The organism is Bifidobacterium sp. W8103 (assembly GCF_016100775.1).
GTDB classification, from domain to species: Bacteria; Actinomycetota; Actinomycetes; order Actinomycetales; family Bifidobacteriaceae; genus Bombiscardovia; species Bombiscardovia choladohabitans.
Genome location: NZ_JACFRV010000001.1, coordinates 1,193,932 through 1,208,592 on the forward strand (window position 1 = coordinate 1,193,932; position 14,661 = coordinate 1,208,592).

Consider the following 14,661-nt stretch of genomic DNA (forward strand, 5'->3'; position numbering starts at 1 on the left):
TGGCATGGAGCGCAAACAGTCCGTGGTTGTCATCGGCGGAGGGCCCGCCGGCTTGACAGCGGCATGGGAACTGGTCAAGGACGGCGGCGACGAGCGCTATGACGTCACTGTGCTGGAGGCCACCAACGCTTTTGGCGGCATCTCCCGTACGGTCCGGCACAACGGCAACCGCATGGACATCGGCGGCCATCGGTTCTTCTCCAAGGATGACCGGATCATGGACTGGTGGAAGGAGGTCCTGCCCCTGCAGGGTGCGCCCTCCTATGACGATAAAAAACTCGGCCGCCACCACGACCTGGAGCCCGGCGGCCCCGACCCGGAGAAGACCGACCGGGTCATGCTCAAGCGTCACCGCGTCTCCAGGATCTACTGGAACCACCACTTCTTCGACTATCCCATCTCCTTGACGCTCAATACACTTAGAGCCATGGGCTTCAAGCTGACTATGCAGGCCGGATTCAGCTACCTGAAGTCCGTCGTCCACAAGCTGCCCGAAGACAATCTGGAAAACTTCTATATCAACCGCTTCGGTCGCAAGCTCTACTCCATGTTCTTCGAGGGCTACACCGAAAAGCTTTGGGGCCGTCACCCCCGCGAGATCAGCGCCGACTGGGGCGCCCAGCGGGTCAAGGGGCTCAGCATCATGGGCGTGCTCAAGAACGCCTTCCAGAAGCTGCTGCCCAAGAAGCGCGACGCCCATCAGGTCGAGACCAGCCTGATCGAGGAGTTCTGGTACCCCAAGCTGGGTCCGGGGCAGCTCTGGGAGACCGTGGAGCGACGCAATGTGGAGCACGGAGTCCACGTGATCACCGATGCCCGTGTGATCGGACTGACCCAGCAAGACGGCCACATGACCGGTGTGATCTATCGCAACGCCGATGGCAAGGAGGTGACCCTGAAGGCTGACCAGATCATCTCCTCCATGCCCATCAAGGACCTGGTGGAGGCCATCGCCCACGAGGAGCCCTCCACTGACAAGGAGATGGTCAGGGTGGCTCAGGGCCTGCCCTACCGTGACTTCGTAACCGTTGGCCTGCTGGTCCGGCACCTGCGCATCCGCAACACCACCTCCATCAAGACCCTGGGCGACCCGCCCATCGTTCCCGACTGCTGGATCTATGTGCAGGACCCAGGCTACAAGATGGGCCGCATCCAGATTTTCAACAACTGGAGCCCCTACATGGTCAAGAATGTGGACGGCACTGTCTGGATTGGCCTGGAGTATTTCTGCAAGGAGGGTGATGACTTCTGGAGCATGAGCGATCAGGCGACCACTGACTTCGCCATCAAGGAGCTGACCCGGATGGGCATCATCAACGGACCTGCCGACGTGCTGGATTCGCACCGGGAGCGGGTGGTCAAGGCCTACCCGGCCTACTTCGACACCTACGCCCAGATGCCCGAGCTGGTCAATTGGCTGGACTCCTTCGGCAACCTCTACTGCGTGGGCCGCAACGGGCAGCACCACTACAACAACCAGGATCACTCCATGGCCACATCCATGGAAGCCGTGGCCAACATCAAATCGGGGCGTACCGACAAGTCCAACGTCTGGAACGTCAACACCGAGAAGTCCTACCACGAACAGAAGTAGGCAGGCCACGGCCTTCGTTTCCCTTCAAGCCTCCGACCGCAGGGCCGGAGGCTTTGTCATTCACGACAGGGCTATAGCTGGCGCCTTCAGGGGCAGGCCCAGCAGCTGCGAGAAGAAGGCCACGCTTTCGCGGACACGCTGGCGGACCAACTCTCTGATCTGCGGATGACCTGCCGCCCCTCTGCCATTGCTGACGATGGACGAGAGCCCGTCGGCCATCAGCCACGCCACAGTACGGGTGCCGGCTGTTTGGATCAGCTGGGTCTGCGGCAGGTCGCCCCGATCCAGCCAGCGGTCCAGGGCCTTGGTCAAGGGGTCGATGATCTGCCTGACGAAGCCCTCCATCACATTGCTGTTGGTGCTCAGGTAGTTGTACCAGTTGGCTTTATCTGCGAAGATGACATCCATCTTCCAGATGGCCCTTATCAGGTGCGGGCAGATGTCGTCCAAAGCCTCTTGAACGCTCAGGTCAGGATTCTGCAGAATGTCGACCACATTGTCCACGTAGGAGGCCAGGTAGGTGCGCACGCAGGCATCTATCAGGTCGTCCTTGGATTTGAAGTAGTAATAGAAGACGCTCATGCCCACGCCCTTGCCGTGGTTCATGGCGTGGATTACATCGCGCAGGGAGGTGTTCGCAGCGCCTTTGCGGTCGAAGACCCGCATGGCGGTGGTTACGAATTCGCTCCGCCGTTGCTCACGCAGAGATGGTCGATCATTCATACGCCCAGTCTAGAGGCTTACCCACGAATTTCTGGACACGCAGGCCGATTCTTGCACCCGTCGGCCGCACGTTGTAGGCTTATGGAAGTTCGATAAGCCGAGTCGGCATCGAATTTTCACGAGCGGTACCCCCGCACTATTCTCAAGCTATTTGCCTAGCCTAATTAGGCATAGCGAAGGAAAGGCATTACAACAGTGGCAACAAGCCAAGATATTCATTCCATGAAGCTGCCCGAACTCAAGGAATTGGCCAGGCAGCTGGGGTTGCGCGGTATTTCCGGCATGCGCAAGCCTGTCCTGATCGAAACGATCGAGGCGGCACGCTCGGGCGGCAAGGCCCCTGAGGGAGTAACCGTTGGTAAGCCCAAGGCTGCGGCCGCCGTGGCCAAGGGGGGCCAGGTCGCCGATCAGCAGCAGCCGACGAAGCAGGAGGCGAAGTCCTCCGCGGAAGGCGGACAGGAGACCACGGATACCAAGGAATCCGAGGAATCCAAGGACGATCGTCCTGTCGGAGACCTCTTCGATGTTTTGGGCATTGACGATCATAAGAGCGGCCATAGCGAGCGCCGGACCCGCTTCCCCCATACCGTGGCCGACGAGGAGAACGTGGTCATATCCCGTCGCCGTCACCGCAACACGGATTCATCCCGAGGCTCCCACACCAACCGTGGTCGGAGCGAGCGGGAGCATGATGAGGAGCGCGCAGGCTCCGGTTCCGGTTCTGTGCGCAATTTGGACGACATTCTGGCGGCACTGCCCTCACGGAATGACCGGCCCCGTCGACGCAGCTACGAGGATCGCGGCGAGGAAGGCCGTGACTACCGTCACAACGGCTATGATCGCCGGAACCGGGGCGATCGTAACGACCGCAATGATCGCAATGACCGGCGCAACCGCAACAACCATCGCAGCAACGGCCGGGATCGTGACTATGAGCCCAGGGAGAACTTCAAGCCCGAGGATCTGGTCCCCGTGGCAGGCATTGTGGATGTGCTGGACTCCTACGCCTTCGTGCGCACTTCCGGCTACCTGCCCGGCCCCAACGACGTCTACATCTCCATGGGCCAGGTCAAGAAGTACGGCCTGCGCAAGGGTGATGCCGTGCACGGCTCCATCCGTCCCCCCCGCGAGGGCGAGCACCGCAATCAGCGGCAGAAGTTCGTTCCCCTGCAGGCCATCGACACCATCAACGGTATGAGCGTGGAGGATGCTGCAGGACGGCCCCACTTCAACAAGCTGACCCCCCTCTACCCGCAGGAGCGCATGCGGATGGAGACCCAGCCCAAGAACATCACCGGTCGTCTGATCGACATCGTCGCCCCCATCGGCAAGGGTCAGCGCGGTCTGATCGTTTCGCCGCCCAAGGCCGGCAAGACCCTGACCCTGCAGTCCATCGCCAACTCCATCACCGCCAACAACCCCGAGGTTCATCTGATGGTGGTCCTGGTGGACGAGCGGCCCGAGGAGGTCACCGACATGGAGCGCACGGTCCAGGGTGAGGTCATCTCCTCCACCTTCGACCGCCCTGCCAGCGATCACACCACTGTGGCCGAGCTGGCCATCGAACGGGCCAAGCGCCTGGTTGAGCTGGGACAGGATGTGGTGGTCCTTCTGGATTCCATGACCCGTCTGGCCCGCGCCTACAACATCTCGGCTCCCGCCTCCGGACGTATCCTCTCCGGCGGTGTGGACGCGCAAGCCCTCTATCCGCCCAAGCGCTTCTTCGGCGCCGCCCGCAACATCGAGAACGGCGGCTCCCTGACCATCATCTCATCGGCCTTGGTGGAAACCGGGTCCAAGATGGATGAGGTCATCTTCGAGGAGTTCAAGGGCACCGGCAACATGGAGCTGAGGCTGACCAGGGACCTGGCCGACAAGCGCATGTTCCCCGCCATCGACATCAACGCCTCCGGCACCCGGCGCGAAGAGCTGATCACCGCGCCCGAGGAGCTGGCTGTGGTCTACCGGCTGCGTCGCCTTCTGGGCGGTATGGAGACCGAGCAGGCCTACCAGACCCTGGTGCCCAGGCTGAAGAAGACGGCCACCAACCGGGACTTCCTGGCGGCCATCAACCAGTCCATGCTGGCTCAGAAGTGACTCGGGTCTGACGCCTGATATATTTCATTGGGCCCCATCCGCGATTCAGTTCGCGGATGGGGCCCAATCATAGGCAGCGGCGAGACAAGACAGCCGTTTGGGACGATGATCTATTCGAAGCCTGTCAGCCCTGGTTGTTCATAGTGCCGTCCCTGCTCTGTCAAGCTGTCATCCTGTTCTCCCGCCGCTGGAATCTGGCAGCCATGGCGGCTCCCATGACCAGCAGGCCAGCCATGACCAGCAGGATTATGCCGTTGCTGCCGGTCAGGGGCAGGACGGCCAACTGGTCGTAGGTGTAGGGCAGGGTCTGATTCTGCTGGTCCACGCCGACCAGGCTCCAGTGAATGACGGTATCCACCTGCCCGGGCCTGTAGCGTGGGGTGAGTGCCAACCAGGTGCCATTCTGGTACTGCGGTGTTCCCTCTGCAGACATTCCGGCGAAGGTGACCGCTTTGACCAGGCTTCTGATCACGACAGCCTGTGGCGTCTTGCTGTTCAGGTCCGGCCCGGACTGATCGTCACCCAGCTGACCGGAATCGTCGGCGCCCCATCCATAGGCCAGACCGTCGGAGCCCAGGGCCAGTGAGCTCGGGTCGCCCGTGCAGACGGCAGTGAAGCTGAAATCTGCAGGCACATCCTTGGGTTTGGCCAAGAATGCGGGACCTGTCCCTTCTGCGGCATTGCTCCAGGTCAGGATCCGTCCGTCGGAGCCCAAAGCGGAGGATGCTCCGGTGCCGGCACTGATCTGTGTAATGGCAAATCCGGTCGGCAGTCCGTCAGGAAGGGTCAATAGGGCAGGGGTTTTCTTGTTCTCGCCCTTGACCTGTCCCCAGGTCCAGATGCGTCCCTGGGAATCCAGGGCCAGAGCCTGGTGGTCTCCGGCGCTGACGGCGATCATCTCGACCGTCAGTCCTTGGACGGCGGACGGCGTGGGGTTGGCGCCGTCCTCGCTGACTGGCAGGGTGGGATCGCCTAGCTGGCCGGCATCATTGATGCCCCAGGCGTAGACTTGTCCATCCACGGTCATGGCCAGTGAATACCGGCTTCCGGCGCTGATTGCCGTTATGGTCGCCGGGATTCCGGTCACCATGGCAGGGCTGGTTCGCCCGTCTGGCGAGATGGTATCGCCGCCGGCATTATCCAGGCCCAGCTGCCCGTATTGGTTGGCGCCCCAGGACCAGACTCGTCCCTGGGAATCCAGAGCCAAGGCATGTCCGCCGCCTGCACTGATGGACCGGATCTTGGCCGGCAGGCCGGGTACAAGGTGGGGCCTGCTTTGGGCGTCCAAGGTGGAGTCGCCCAGCTGGCCGACATCGTTGTTGCCCCAGGCATAGACCTTCCCATCGGAGCCTAGGGCCAGGCCATAGTCACCGCCTGCGCTGACCTGGGTGAAGACGAAGTCTGCCTCCGCCTTCTCGGGCTTGTCCACTCGGACCGGCATGGTGCTGGCGTTGCCCTTGGCGATGTTCGCGTTGCCCAGTTGGCCCTTGTTGTTCTTGCCCCAGGCGTAAGCCATCCCATCGGATCCCAGGGCCAGGGACCAGTGGGAACCGGCACTGACCTGGCTGAAGCGAATGCCCCGCAGGGCCGGCGGCGTCAGGGTGATCTTCGTTCCGCCCATCTCAGTTCCATGGTCTGGTGTCATGGTCCAGTTCTGACTCTCAGGGCTCCAGTGGGCCTTGAGCGTCATGGAACTGGTGACTGGCTTGGAGAAGTCGTAGGCGGTCTTGCCTAGGAACCAGCCATCGAAGCGATAGCCGGCCTTGGTCGGATCAGTGCCGGGACGAACTGCCCGCTCTCCCGCTTCCAGACTCTGGCTGGGAGGCGCTGGTGAATCGCTTTGCGACTGGAAGGTTACGGTCACCCCGCTCGACAGGTAGCGGAAGGGCAGGTGGACCAGGGTCTGTTCTTGATCGTTCAAGGTCCATGTCAGGGTCACATCCACCAGCCCTGGGGCGTGCGGCGGGGTAGTAGCCTTCCATGTCCCGTTCTTTTGCGCCTGCATTCCGGTGGTGATATCCGTTGTGTCGAATTGGAGTCCGGTCAGTTTTGCCGGCCAGGGGAAGGCGACCGCGGAGGGCCGGTTATGGGCGTCATCGCCGCTGGTGCCCTGACCCAGCTGACCCATGTTGTCACGTCCCCAGCTGTAGGTCAGGCCGTCGTCGCAAATTGCCAGGTTATACTCCTCGCCAGCGTCGATGCTGATCCAGTGTCGGCCGGCAAGTTTCGGATCCTCCAAACGTTCCGGAGTGGTCTGGGGGCTGTCTGCTGCAGAGGTCTTGCCGTCGCCCATTTGTCCGTAGCTGTTGTCGCCCCAGGCCCAGATATTGCCGTCGGAATCCAGAGCCATGGCGTGGCTAAGATAGAAATTGCCACCGCCAGTGATGGCAGTGATTCTGGTCCCCTGCGGGAAGCTGACCTGGACCGGGTCTTTGAATATATCGGTCTTGCTGGCGCTTGACCCGTTGCCGATTTGGCCGGCTTTATTCATACCCCAGGTCCAGACCCTTCCCTGGTCATCCAGGGCCAGGGTGTTTGCGAAGCCGTTTGCTATGGCCACCACATGGACCTTGTCAAGGCCGTTGATCTTGATCGGCTTAGAGTTGCCAACAACCGCGCCGGCGGACGGGTCCAACTGGTGGTCAAGGTTGCTTCCCCATGACCATACCGTGCCAGCGTCATCCAGAGCCGTTGAGTAGTTCAGCCCGGTCTGCAGGGCGACGATTTTGTGATTCTTGTCGAATCCTTGGATGAGGCTGGGCCTGTAGTCGCATATGCCTTCGCAATCATGGCTACCGGTCTCCCCTTCGCTGCAGGTGCCCCAGCCATAGACGTTGCCATCCGATCCTAAAGCCAGGGTGTGGGTGTAATTGCCGTTGACGGCCTTGTAGGTGAATCCGGCCGGCGCTCCTTCAGGCAGCATCACCTTTACCAGATATTCTGAGTAGTTATGCATGCCGCTGTCGGCCACATTGGGGTTGCCCAAGGTCTTCAGATAGTTGTACCCCCAGGACCAGAGGGTGCCATGGTTATCCAGGGCCATGCTGAAGAACTGACCAGCGTTGACGCTGACGAACCGAAAATCCTTGTCATTGCGGACTTCTTCGGGCCGGGGCACCCTTATGGGAGTTGACCTGTTGACAATAGTGCCGTCGCCTAGCTGACCGGCACGGTTAAAGCCCCAGGCGTAGACGTAGCCATCCGATCCCAAAGCCAGTGAGAACCTGATGCCTGCACTGACCTGGCTGAAACGGACACCGGAGGGCGGGGGTGGGGTCAGGGTCACTCCGGTGCCTCCTGATTCTGGCCCCTCTTGCGGCTGCATGGTCCAGGTCTGGTCGGCCCGGGCCCACTTGGCTTTCAGGGTCAGGTTCGCGTGTACAGGAGCGGAGAAGTCGTAGGCTACTTTGCCCGCGAACCATCCTTCGAGAACGAAGCCTCGGCGGGTGGGTTCAGGACTGGGGCGCGCAACCTGGGCGCCATCGGCCACAGTCGTGGTTGTCGGAGTTGCAGACTGCATGTTGTAGTCGAAAGTGACTGTGTGGCTGGTGGCATTCGATGGGGAAGAGGCGGTTGAGGTCGGCTCCGGGGAACCTGCTGTGCCGGGCGATGATGAGGACGGCGAGGTAGGCGATGTGCTGGCGGCAGGCGCTGATTGTTCTGTTGCCGTCGCATGAGTGCCGTTGGACAGGGTGGGCATGCCCGACGGTGATGATGACGGACCGGGGGAAACCGAAGGAATCTGTCCGGGAGTATTGGTTCCAGTACCAATTGCTCCATTTCCCTGAGTTGCGACTGCGGTCTCATTGGCTTCCGGCGCTGCTTGACCGAATTGCAGGCCGAGCATGCTGCAGGTGACCAAAATACAGCATAGGCTGACGAGCACTGTGACGCGATGACTACGTACCATCTTCATGTGAAGGCATCCTCCCCCCATGCGTCCGGCACTTGCATAGGCAGGTGTAGGCGAACGAGACTCTCCCCAAGAGTCAATAATCCCATCCAATACAATAACACCACTGGCAAGGTGGAGAGGAGCCCGGCATAGTCGCCTAGGGCGCTTGATTAGACTGGTATTTTATGAGCGATGCAAAGACGGAAACAGTGATCGATGACCAGGCGCAGAGCGGGGGTCCACAATCCCAGGGCGCCCGCCAGGTGGAGGAGCTGCGTGCCGATGTGGACACCATTGATGCCGCCATAGTCGCCATGATGGCTGAACGGTTCCGGGTGACCCACCGCATCGGGCTGCTCAAGGCCCAGGCAGGATTCGCCTCGGCGGATATGCACCGGGAGAGTGCACAAATAGCTGCCTTGCGAGACAAGGCTGATGATTACGGGCTGGATCCTGAGCTAGCTGAGGCCTATCTGCATCTGGTGGCCGATGCCGCAAAGCGCGACCATGAACGGTTGGCCAGCCAGGTCAACTCACGCTGAGCAAATCCGTCATATTGTCATGGCCGACGGCACGGGTTAACTCCTATGCCATCGGCCATGAGGTATCAGTGAGTGCTGGCTGGAGCCTGATGGGCTGTTTCCAGGTAATGCTGCCTTGCCGCCAGGACCGTCACCGTAACGAACAGTCCTACAAGCAGTATGACGAGCAGACCCTGGCTGCCGGTCAGGGGCAGAATATCCCTGTAGGTAAAGGGCAGGCTCTCAGTCTGAGAGCTGCCTTGGCCCACATCCCAGGTGATATTGACTGTTGTCTGGCCTGCCTTGAAGGCTGGGGTATAGAAGGTCCAGGTATTCCATGATCCCCATGTGTCGGCTGTGCCGCTCCGGGTCAGTTCAAGAACCGATGCAGTATGCGGATCCGTGCCGACTGTGGCCGAGCTGATGGTCAATTGCGGCGGGCAGACCAAGGTGGCCGCCTTGACTGAGTCGCTGTCCAAATTGGTGCCGAGCTGCTTGCCGCCATTGTCACCCCAACCGTAGGCCATGCCGTCGGAGTCGATGGCCAGGACTTGGCGCTCGCCTGCACTGATCTGTATGGTGCTACCGTCCTTGCTCACCAAAACGGGGGATGTGCTGATGGATCCTGAGATGGAGACATTGCCCAGGGCGTTTTGACCGTTGTTGCCCCAGGTGTAGATTCGCCCTTTGTCGTCGATTCCTGCGCAGAACCATCCTCCGGCGCTGATCTCGGTGGGTTTGAATCCATCGCTGCCTCCGTCGGGATCGGCCACCGCGGTTGGTATTGCGGCATCATTGGTGTCTCCGGTACCCAGTCGCCCATCGGTATTCGCACCCCAGGCGTAGGCTTTGCCGTCTCTGCCAATGGCCAGGGAGTGCGAGCCTCCTGCGCTGACCTGAGTGGCGAAGAATCCCGTTGACCCGTCCTCGTATTGCACGGGTGACGATACCGACACAGGAGTGGCCTGTGAGGATTTGGCATTGTTGCCCAGTCTACCGCTGTCGCCGTATCCCCAGGCGTAGGTTTGCCCGCTTATGCCGATAATCAGAGAGTGCTGATATCCCGCACTGACCTGTCTGGCCTGGAATCCAGGACTGGTGGCGCTTGCGTTGACGGCTACTGGAGCAGGGGCATTTCCGGTCGTGTTGCCGTCGCCCACCTGTCCGCCGTTGCTCCTGTCTCCCCAGGCGTAGACCTGATGATCCTTGCCGATGGCCAGGGAATGATAGCCTCCTGCACTTACCTGGGTGTATGCGAAGTCGGTACCTGCGTCGGATGGCTTCTTCACTTGGACGGGCGTCTTGCTGCTGTCCTTGCTGCCGTTACCGAGCTGTCCCCTGCTGTTGTCTCCCCAGGCGTAGGCGTTGCCGTCACTGCCGAGTGCCAGCGAGAATCCATATCCAGCGCTTACCTGAATGTAGGCGAAGTCGGTACCTGCGTCGGATGGCTTCTTCACTTGGACGGGTGTCTTGCTGCTGTCCTTGCTGCCGTTACCGAGCTGTCCCCTGCTGTTGTCTCCCCAGGCGTAGGCATTCCCGTCGCTGCCGACAGCCAAGGAATGGTTTTTGCCTGTACTGACCTGGGCGAAACGGATGCTGCGCTGTGAGGGTGGAGTGATGGTGACCTGGTATCCGCCAGTGGACGGACTGACGGTTGGGTCGACGGTCATTGGGGTCGAAGGCGTCCAGTGTGCGACCAGGGTCAACGGGTCTGTGACCGGCTTGCCGAAGTCGTAGGCCACATTGGAACTGCCGTCAGCCGCTTTGACGAACCACCCGTCGAACAGGAAGTCCGTTTTGGCCACGGTCTGTCGGGGTACCAATTCGCCTTCCTCGATGTCCTTGCTCGTCCATGCAGCTCCAGTGCCTCCCTCAGGGTCAAGCGTTATGCGTTTCTTGGTCCGATCGAAGGTGTAGTCGAACTGCTGTGTCTGCCTTGAGTCTCCGGTATCGTCGGCAATAGTCCATGTGATGGTGAAGCTGGAGGGGCCGTAGGGGTACGCGGGCGTGACAAAGGTCCAATCCTGGTTTGTATCCCAGGTGTCTTTGCCTGTCTGGGTCAGATTCGTGGCCGGCTTGGTGCTGCTGGCCATGGTGCCGAAGATGACCTTAATCAGGGTGATCTGCGGTGACTGTGTGGTGCCGGGCACTGAGGTCGCTCCGGTTCGTCCAAGCTGGTTGTAGTAGCTGTATCCCCAGGTGTAGAGCAATCCGTCAGACCCGATGGCCGTCTGGTGATGGCTGGAGGTGGACACTGCGGAAGCCTTTATTGACTGAGCCAGTGTGATGGCTTTCGGATTGGTTTGCCATGCCGTATTATCGTTCACACCGTTGCCCAGCTGGCCGTAACCCTCCTTGCCCCAGGTAAAGATCCTTCCGCTGTCATCTATGGCTTCCGATCCATCGTCGCCTGCGCTGAAGGCGGTGATGTTGACAGCATCGGCTCCGAAACTGATCGCGGTGGATCCTCTCGTACTGACATTGGTATCTGTGGTGGAGCCGATGGCGGTGCCGGAACCCCATCCATAGAGGTCATGATCCGTATCCAGCGCCAGCACGTGCTGGTAGCCTGCGCTGATGGCGATATAGAACCGGGTATCAGGCTGTCCGGTGTCCAGGTCTTGGACACGTGTCGGTGTCGGACTGTCATTAGGGGCGCCGTTGCCAAGCTGCCCCTTGTCGTTCTGGCCCCAAGTCCAAGCGTGGCCTTGACTGTCCAGGGCCGTGCCCGAGGTAAATCCTGCGCTGATGGCGGTGATGTTAGACAGCGCCGTGACCTTGGTAGGGGTGGAATGGCTGTCATAGTTGCCGATGCCGAGCTGGCCGTAAGTGTTGTCGCCCCAGGTGTAGACCGTGCCGTCCGAGGCCAGGGCCATGGCATATGCCCGTCCTGCGCTGATGGCGGTGATTTTGGCATTGTCTGTCTGTGCTTTTACTGGTTCGTTGGAATTATCGGTAGTGCCGTTGCCGAGCTGTCCCTTGCCGTTGCTGCCCCAGGTGTAGACCGTGCCGTCCGAGGCCAGGGCCATGGAATAAGCATCCCCGGCGCTGACGGCTATGAAGATCTTTCCTTTTATGGCATCATTTTCGGTGATCCGCACCGGCGTTGTTGCCGTGCCTGAGTCTTTGCCGTTTCCCAGTCCGCCGCTGGCCTGATTCCCCCAGGCGTAGACGTGTCCGTCAGAACCCACAGCCAGGGTGTGGTAGCGCCCGGCGCTGGCCTGGGCAAATCTCACTGCTCTGGGCTTGGGGGGAGTCAGGGTGATTTTGGAGCCCCCGGTGTCGTCGCCATGGAGGGCATCCGAGGTTTTCCATTTCATGTCTGACGAAGACCAATGCGCTTTCAGATTCAGCGGTTCGGTGACCGGACTGCTGAAGTCATAGGCCACATTGGAACTGCCGTCTGCCTCTTTGACGAACCAGCCGTCGAACAGGAAGCCTGCCTTGGTGACGGTGGGAGGCGAGGCCTGCTTGCCTGCGGTGACGAACTGGTCCGAGGCCGATGAACCCCCGTCCGAATCAAAGGTGACCTTCTGGGCAGTGGGTGTGAATGTATAGTTGCCAATGCTTTGCCCCTGTTGTGCAGCACCGCCAATGGACCATTGACCGTCGTTGATCCTGATCTTGGTGGTTCCGTAAGTGTGGTGCGGGGTAGTGACCGTCCATGGGGTATTTGAACTCCAGGTGTCGTCGCCTGCTGAAGTTCGGCTAATCGGGCTGTTGGTGTCGGTCTTTGCTACATCTGTCCTGCCAAAGGTCACCTTGGCCAGATCTATCTGGGGTGGGCCGACCGCTGCAGGCTTGGTCTGCGAACCGCTTTGAGGTCCCTTGCTGCCCTGTCCCAGCTTGCCGCTTTTCGCTTCCCCCCAGCTGTAGGGGAGCCCGTCCGAGCCGATGGCCAGGCTGTGCCGGCAGACATCGAATGCGGCGACTGTGACGCCTGTCAGGCTCACCTCGGTCATAGTTGATTTAGGCTTTGTGGTTCCGTCGCCCAGCTGACCGCTGGAATTGCTTCCGAACATATACAGGCTGCCCTCGGAGTCGACCACCGCAGAGGAGTAGTCCCCGGCGCTGACCGAGACAGGCACCGCCGCTCCTGTGGGCAGACTTACCTGGCTTGGATAGAAGGAGTGAACGCTGTCGGCATTGGCGTCATTGCCCTTGGTCAGCGGATAGCCCCAGTAGTTCACGTTGCCTGTATTGCTCAGTGCCAGGACGTGCAGGTACCCCGCATCGATGTCGGTGTAGACAGTGCTGTCTGCGGCACCGGTCGAGTCGCCGAGAATGCGCTCAGGAGTGTAGACATTGGAACCGCTGCTGGTACCGTCCATCGTGCCGATGCTGAGCTGGCCGCCCTGGTTGCGTCCCCAGGCGTAGGCATGACCTTGGCTGTCCAACGCCGTTTGGAAATCATATCCGGCACTGATGGTGGTGAAGGTGACGCCGGATGGAGAGGCCACCGCCGCGGGTGAAGGGTTGACGTTGACACCCGTGTGCCCGTTGCCAAGCTGGCCGTATTGATTGTCTCCCCATGTGTAGATCGTCCCGTCCGAGGACAGGGCCATGGCATGCCAGTATCCGGCACTGATGGCGGTGATGGTGGCGTTGAGATTCGCCTTTACCGGCACTGAGGAATCCGTGGTGGAGCCGTTGCCGAGTTCACCACGGTCGTTGTTGCCCCAGGTGTAGACGGTGCCGTCCGAGGCCAGTGCCATGGAGAACGTGGTTCCCGCGCTGACGGATACGAAGATCTTTCCCTTGATAGCGTCATTCTCGGTGATCCGAACCGGCGTGTTTCTGTTGATTGTGGTGTCGTCGCCGAGCTCACCCCTGCTGTTGTCTCCCCAGGCGTAGACGTGGCCGTCCGAGCCTACGGCCAGGGTGTGATCGTGGCCGGTGCTGACCTGTGCGAATCTGACCCCTCTGGGCTTGGGGGAAACCAGGGTGATTGCCGAGCTCCCGGTGTCGTCGCCGCTGACGTCGGCTGTCGTCCACTGGGCGTCGTTGACCGACGACCAATGGGCCGTCAGCGACTGCGCGCTGGTGACCGGCTTGCCGAAGTCATAGGCCACATCGGAGCCCTTCAGGAACCATCCGTCAAACAGGTAACCTGATTTGGCGACGGTGGGAGGGGATGCCAGATGGCCTGAGGTTACTGTCTGGCTCAAGGCCGGCGAGCCGGACGTCAGCGAGCCCCCGTCAGGCTCGAAGGTAAGGGTATATGAGGATGAATCCCTGGTCTGTGGCGACTTGGCTCTCGGTGAGCTGTTCCTGATGGGTTTGTCTGTCTTTTTCTCACTGAACGGTTGGATGGACTCGAAAGGCGAGGGATTGTTGCTGGCCAGCGGCGATGGTGTGGCGGTCGGAGCAGCGGCCCCGGCCTGTGCTTCGCCGCCCGTCCTGAGCAATGGACTCACGCTGCTGTACGGGCTGGGAGAGGGCGTTTCCGTGGTAGGCGAAGGTGCCGTATCGCCTGTGGTTGCGTATGCGCCTGTTGATGCTCCGATCAGCGCCAGCCCTATCATGGCTGTCAGCGTCATCAGTCTGCGGATGCCATGAGCATTCCCCATTCGATTCTTCCTCCCCAAACGTGCCGATTCCCCAGGTCGTAGCCCCAAAATCTGCGTCGGTGCACACTAAAATAAAGTCCCTCTATAACTTCTACTGTAGCATTGCAATCTTCGAGCAGTTCATAGTGTCGTGATCAGGCCCTTGCAGGACAAATTCGTTGCAAGAGGCATGCCGTTGATTGTGGAAGCCGCACTTTTTGTATGAGCGCCGAAGGTTCGATTGGCATTGCGGATTGCCACGATGGTTGCACTGATAACGGC

The 14,661-nt window shown here is 60.5% G+C and carries 7 protein-coding genes and 1 pseudogene; 4 read left to right on the top strand and 4 right to left on the bottom strand.

The features are described 5' to 3' along the window. Positions 1 to 4: 4 nt before the first annotated feature. Positions 5 to 1,594, top strand: a complete 1,590-nt coding sequence (locus H3U90_RS04515) for an NAD(P)/FAD-dependent oxidoreductase (RefSeq protein WP_198177217.1) — start codon at positions 5 to 7, stop codon at positions 1,592 to 1,594. 60 nt (positions 1,595 to 1,654) lie between these two features. On the opposite strand, the gene H3U90_RS04520 is transcribed toward H3U90_RS04515, so the two are convergent. Continuing rightward, complete coding sequence (locus tag H3U90_RS04520) at positions 1,655 to 2,317, bottom strand: TetR/AcrR family transcriptional regulator (RefSeq protein ID WP_198177218.1); 663 nt, start codon at positions 2,315 to 2,317, stop codon at positions 1,655 to 1,657. Positions 2,318 to 2,512: 195 nt separating this feature from the next. On the opposite strand from H3U90_RS04520, the gene rho reads away from it, so the two are divergent. Further along, positions 2,513 to 4,414 carry a transcription termination factor Rho gene (rho, locus tag H3U90_RS04525; protein ID WP_198177219.1) on the top strand — a complete coding sequence of 634 codons (1,902 nt, stop codon included), beginning with the start codon at positions 2,513 to 2,515 and terminating at the stop codon, positions 4,412 to 4,414. Positions 4,415 to 4,574: 160 nt separating this feature from the next. Here rho and H3U90_RS04530 read toward each other — a convergent pair whose 3' ends face one another. Together H3U90_RS04530 and H3U90_RS08395 are read right to left on the bottom strand one after the other, a co-directional pair. Further along, complete coding sequence (locus tag H3U90_RS04530; RefSeq protein WP_332461081.1) at positions 4,575 to 7,739, bottom strand: RCC1 domain-containing protein; 3,165 nt, start codon at positions 7,737 to 7,739, stop codon at positions 4,575 to 4,577. A 39-nt stretch (positions 7,740 to 7,778) separates the two neighbouring features. Continuing rightward, positions 7,779 to 7,946, bottom strand: a pseudogene (locus H3U90_RS08395) (InlB B-repeat-containing protein); the annotation flags it as partial. Between the two features lie 16 nt (positions 7,947 to 7,962). On the opposite strand from H3U90_RS08395, the gene H3U90_RS08400 reads away from it, so the two are divergent. Both H3U90_RS08400 and H3U90_RS04535 read left to right on the top strand, forming a co-directional pair. Continuing rightward, positions 7,963 to 8,091 carry a hypothetical protein gene (locus tag H3U90_RS08400; RefSeq protein ID WP_332460615.1) on the top strand — a complete coding sequence of 43 codons (129 nt, stop codon included), beginning with the start codon at positions 7,963 to 7,965 and terminating at the stop codon, positions 8,089 to 8,091. 403 nt (positions 8,092 to 8,494) lie between these two features. Beyond that, positions 8,495 to 8,851 carry a chorismate mutase gene (locus H3U90_RS04535; RefSeq protein ID WP_198177221.1) on the top strand — a complete coding sequence of 119 codons (357 nt, stop codon included), beginning with the start codon at positions 8,495 to 8,497 and terminating at the stop codon, positions 8,849 to 8,851. A 65-nt stretch (positions 8,852 to 8,916) separates the two neighbouring features. Here the strand turns inward: H3U90_RS04535 and H3U90_RS04540 are convergent, their stop codons facing one another. Further along, entirely contained in the window at positions 8,917 to 14,400 is a 5,484-nt protein-coding gene (locus H3U90_RS04540; RefSeq protein ID WP_198177222.1) for an RCC1 domain-containing protein, read from the bottom strand. Positions 14,401 to 14,661 lie beyond the last annotated feature (261 nt).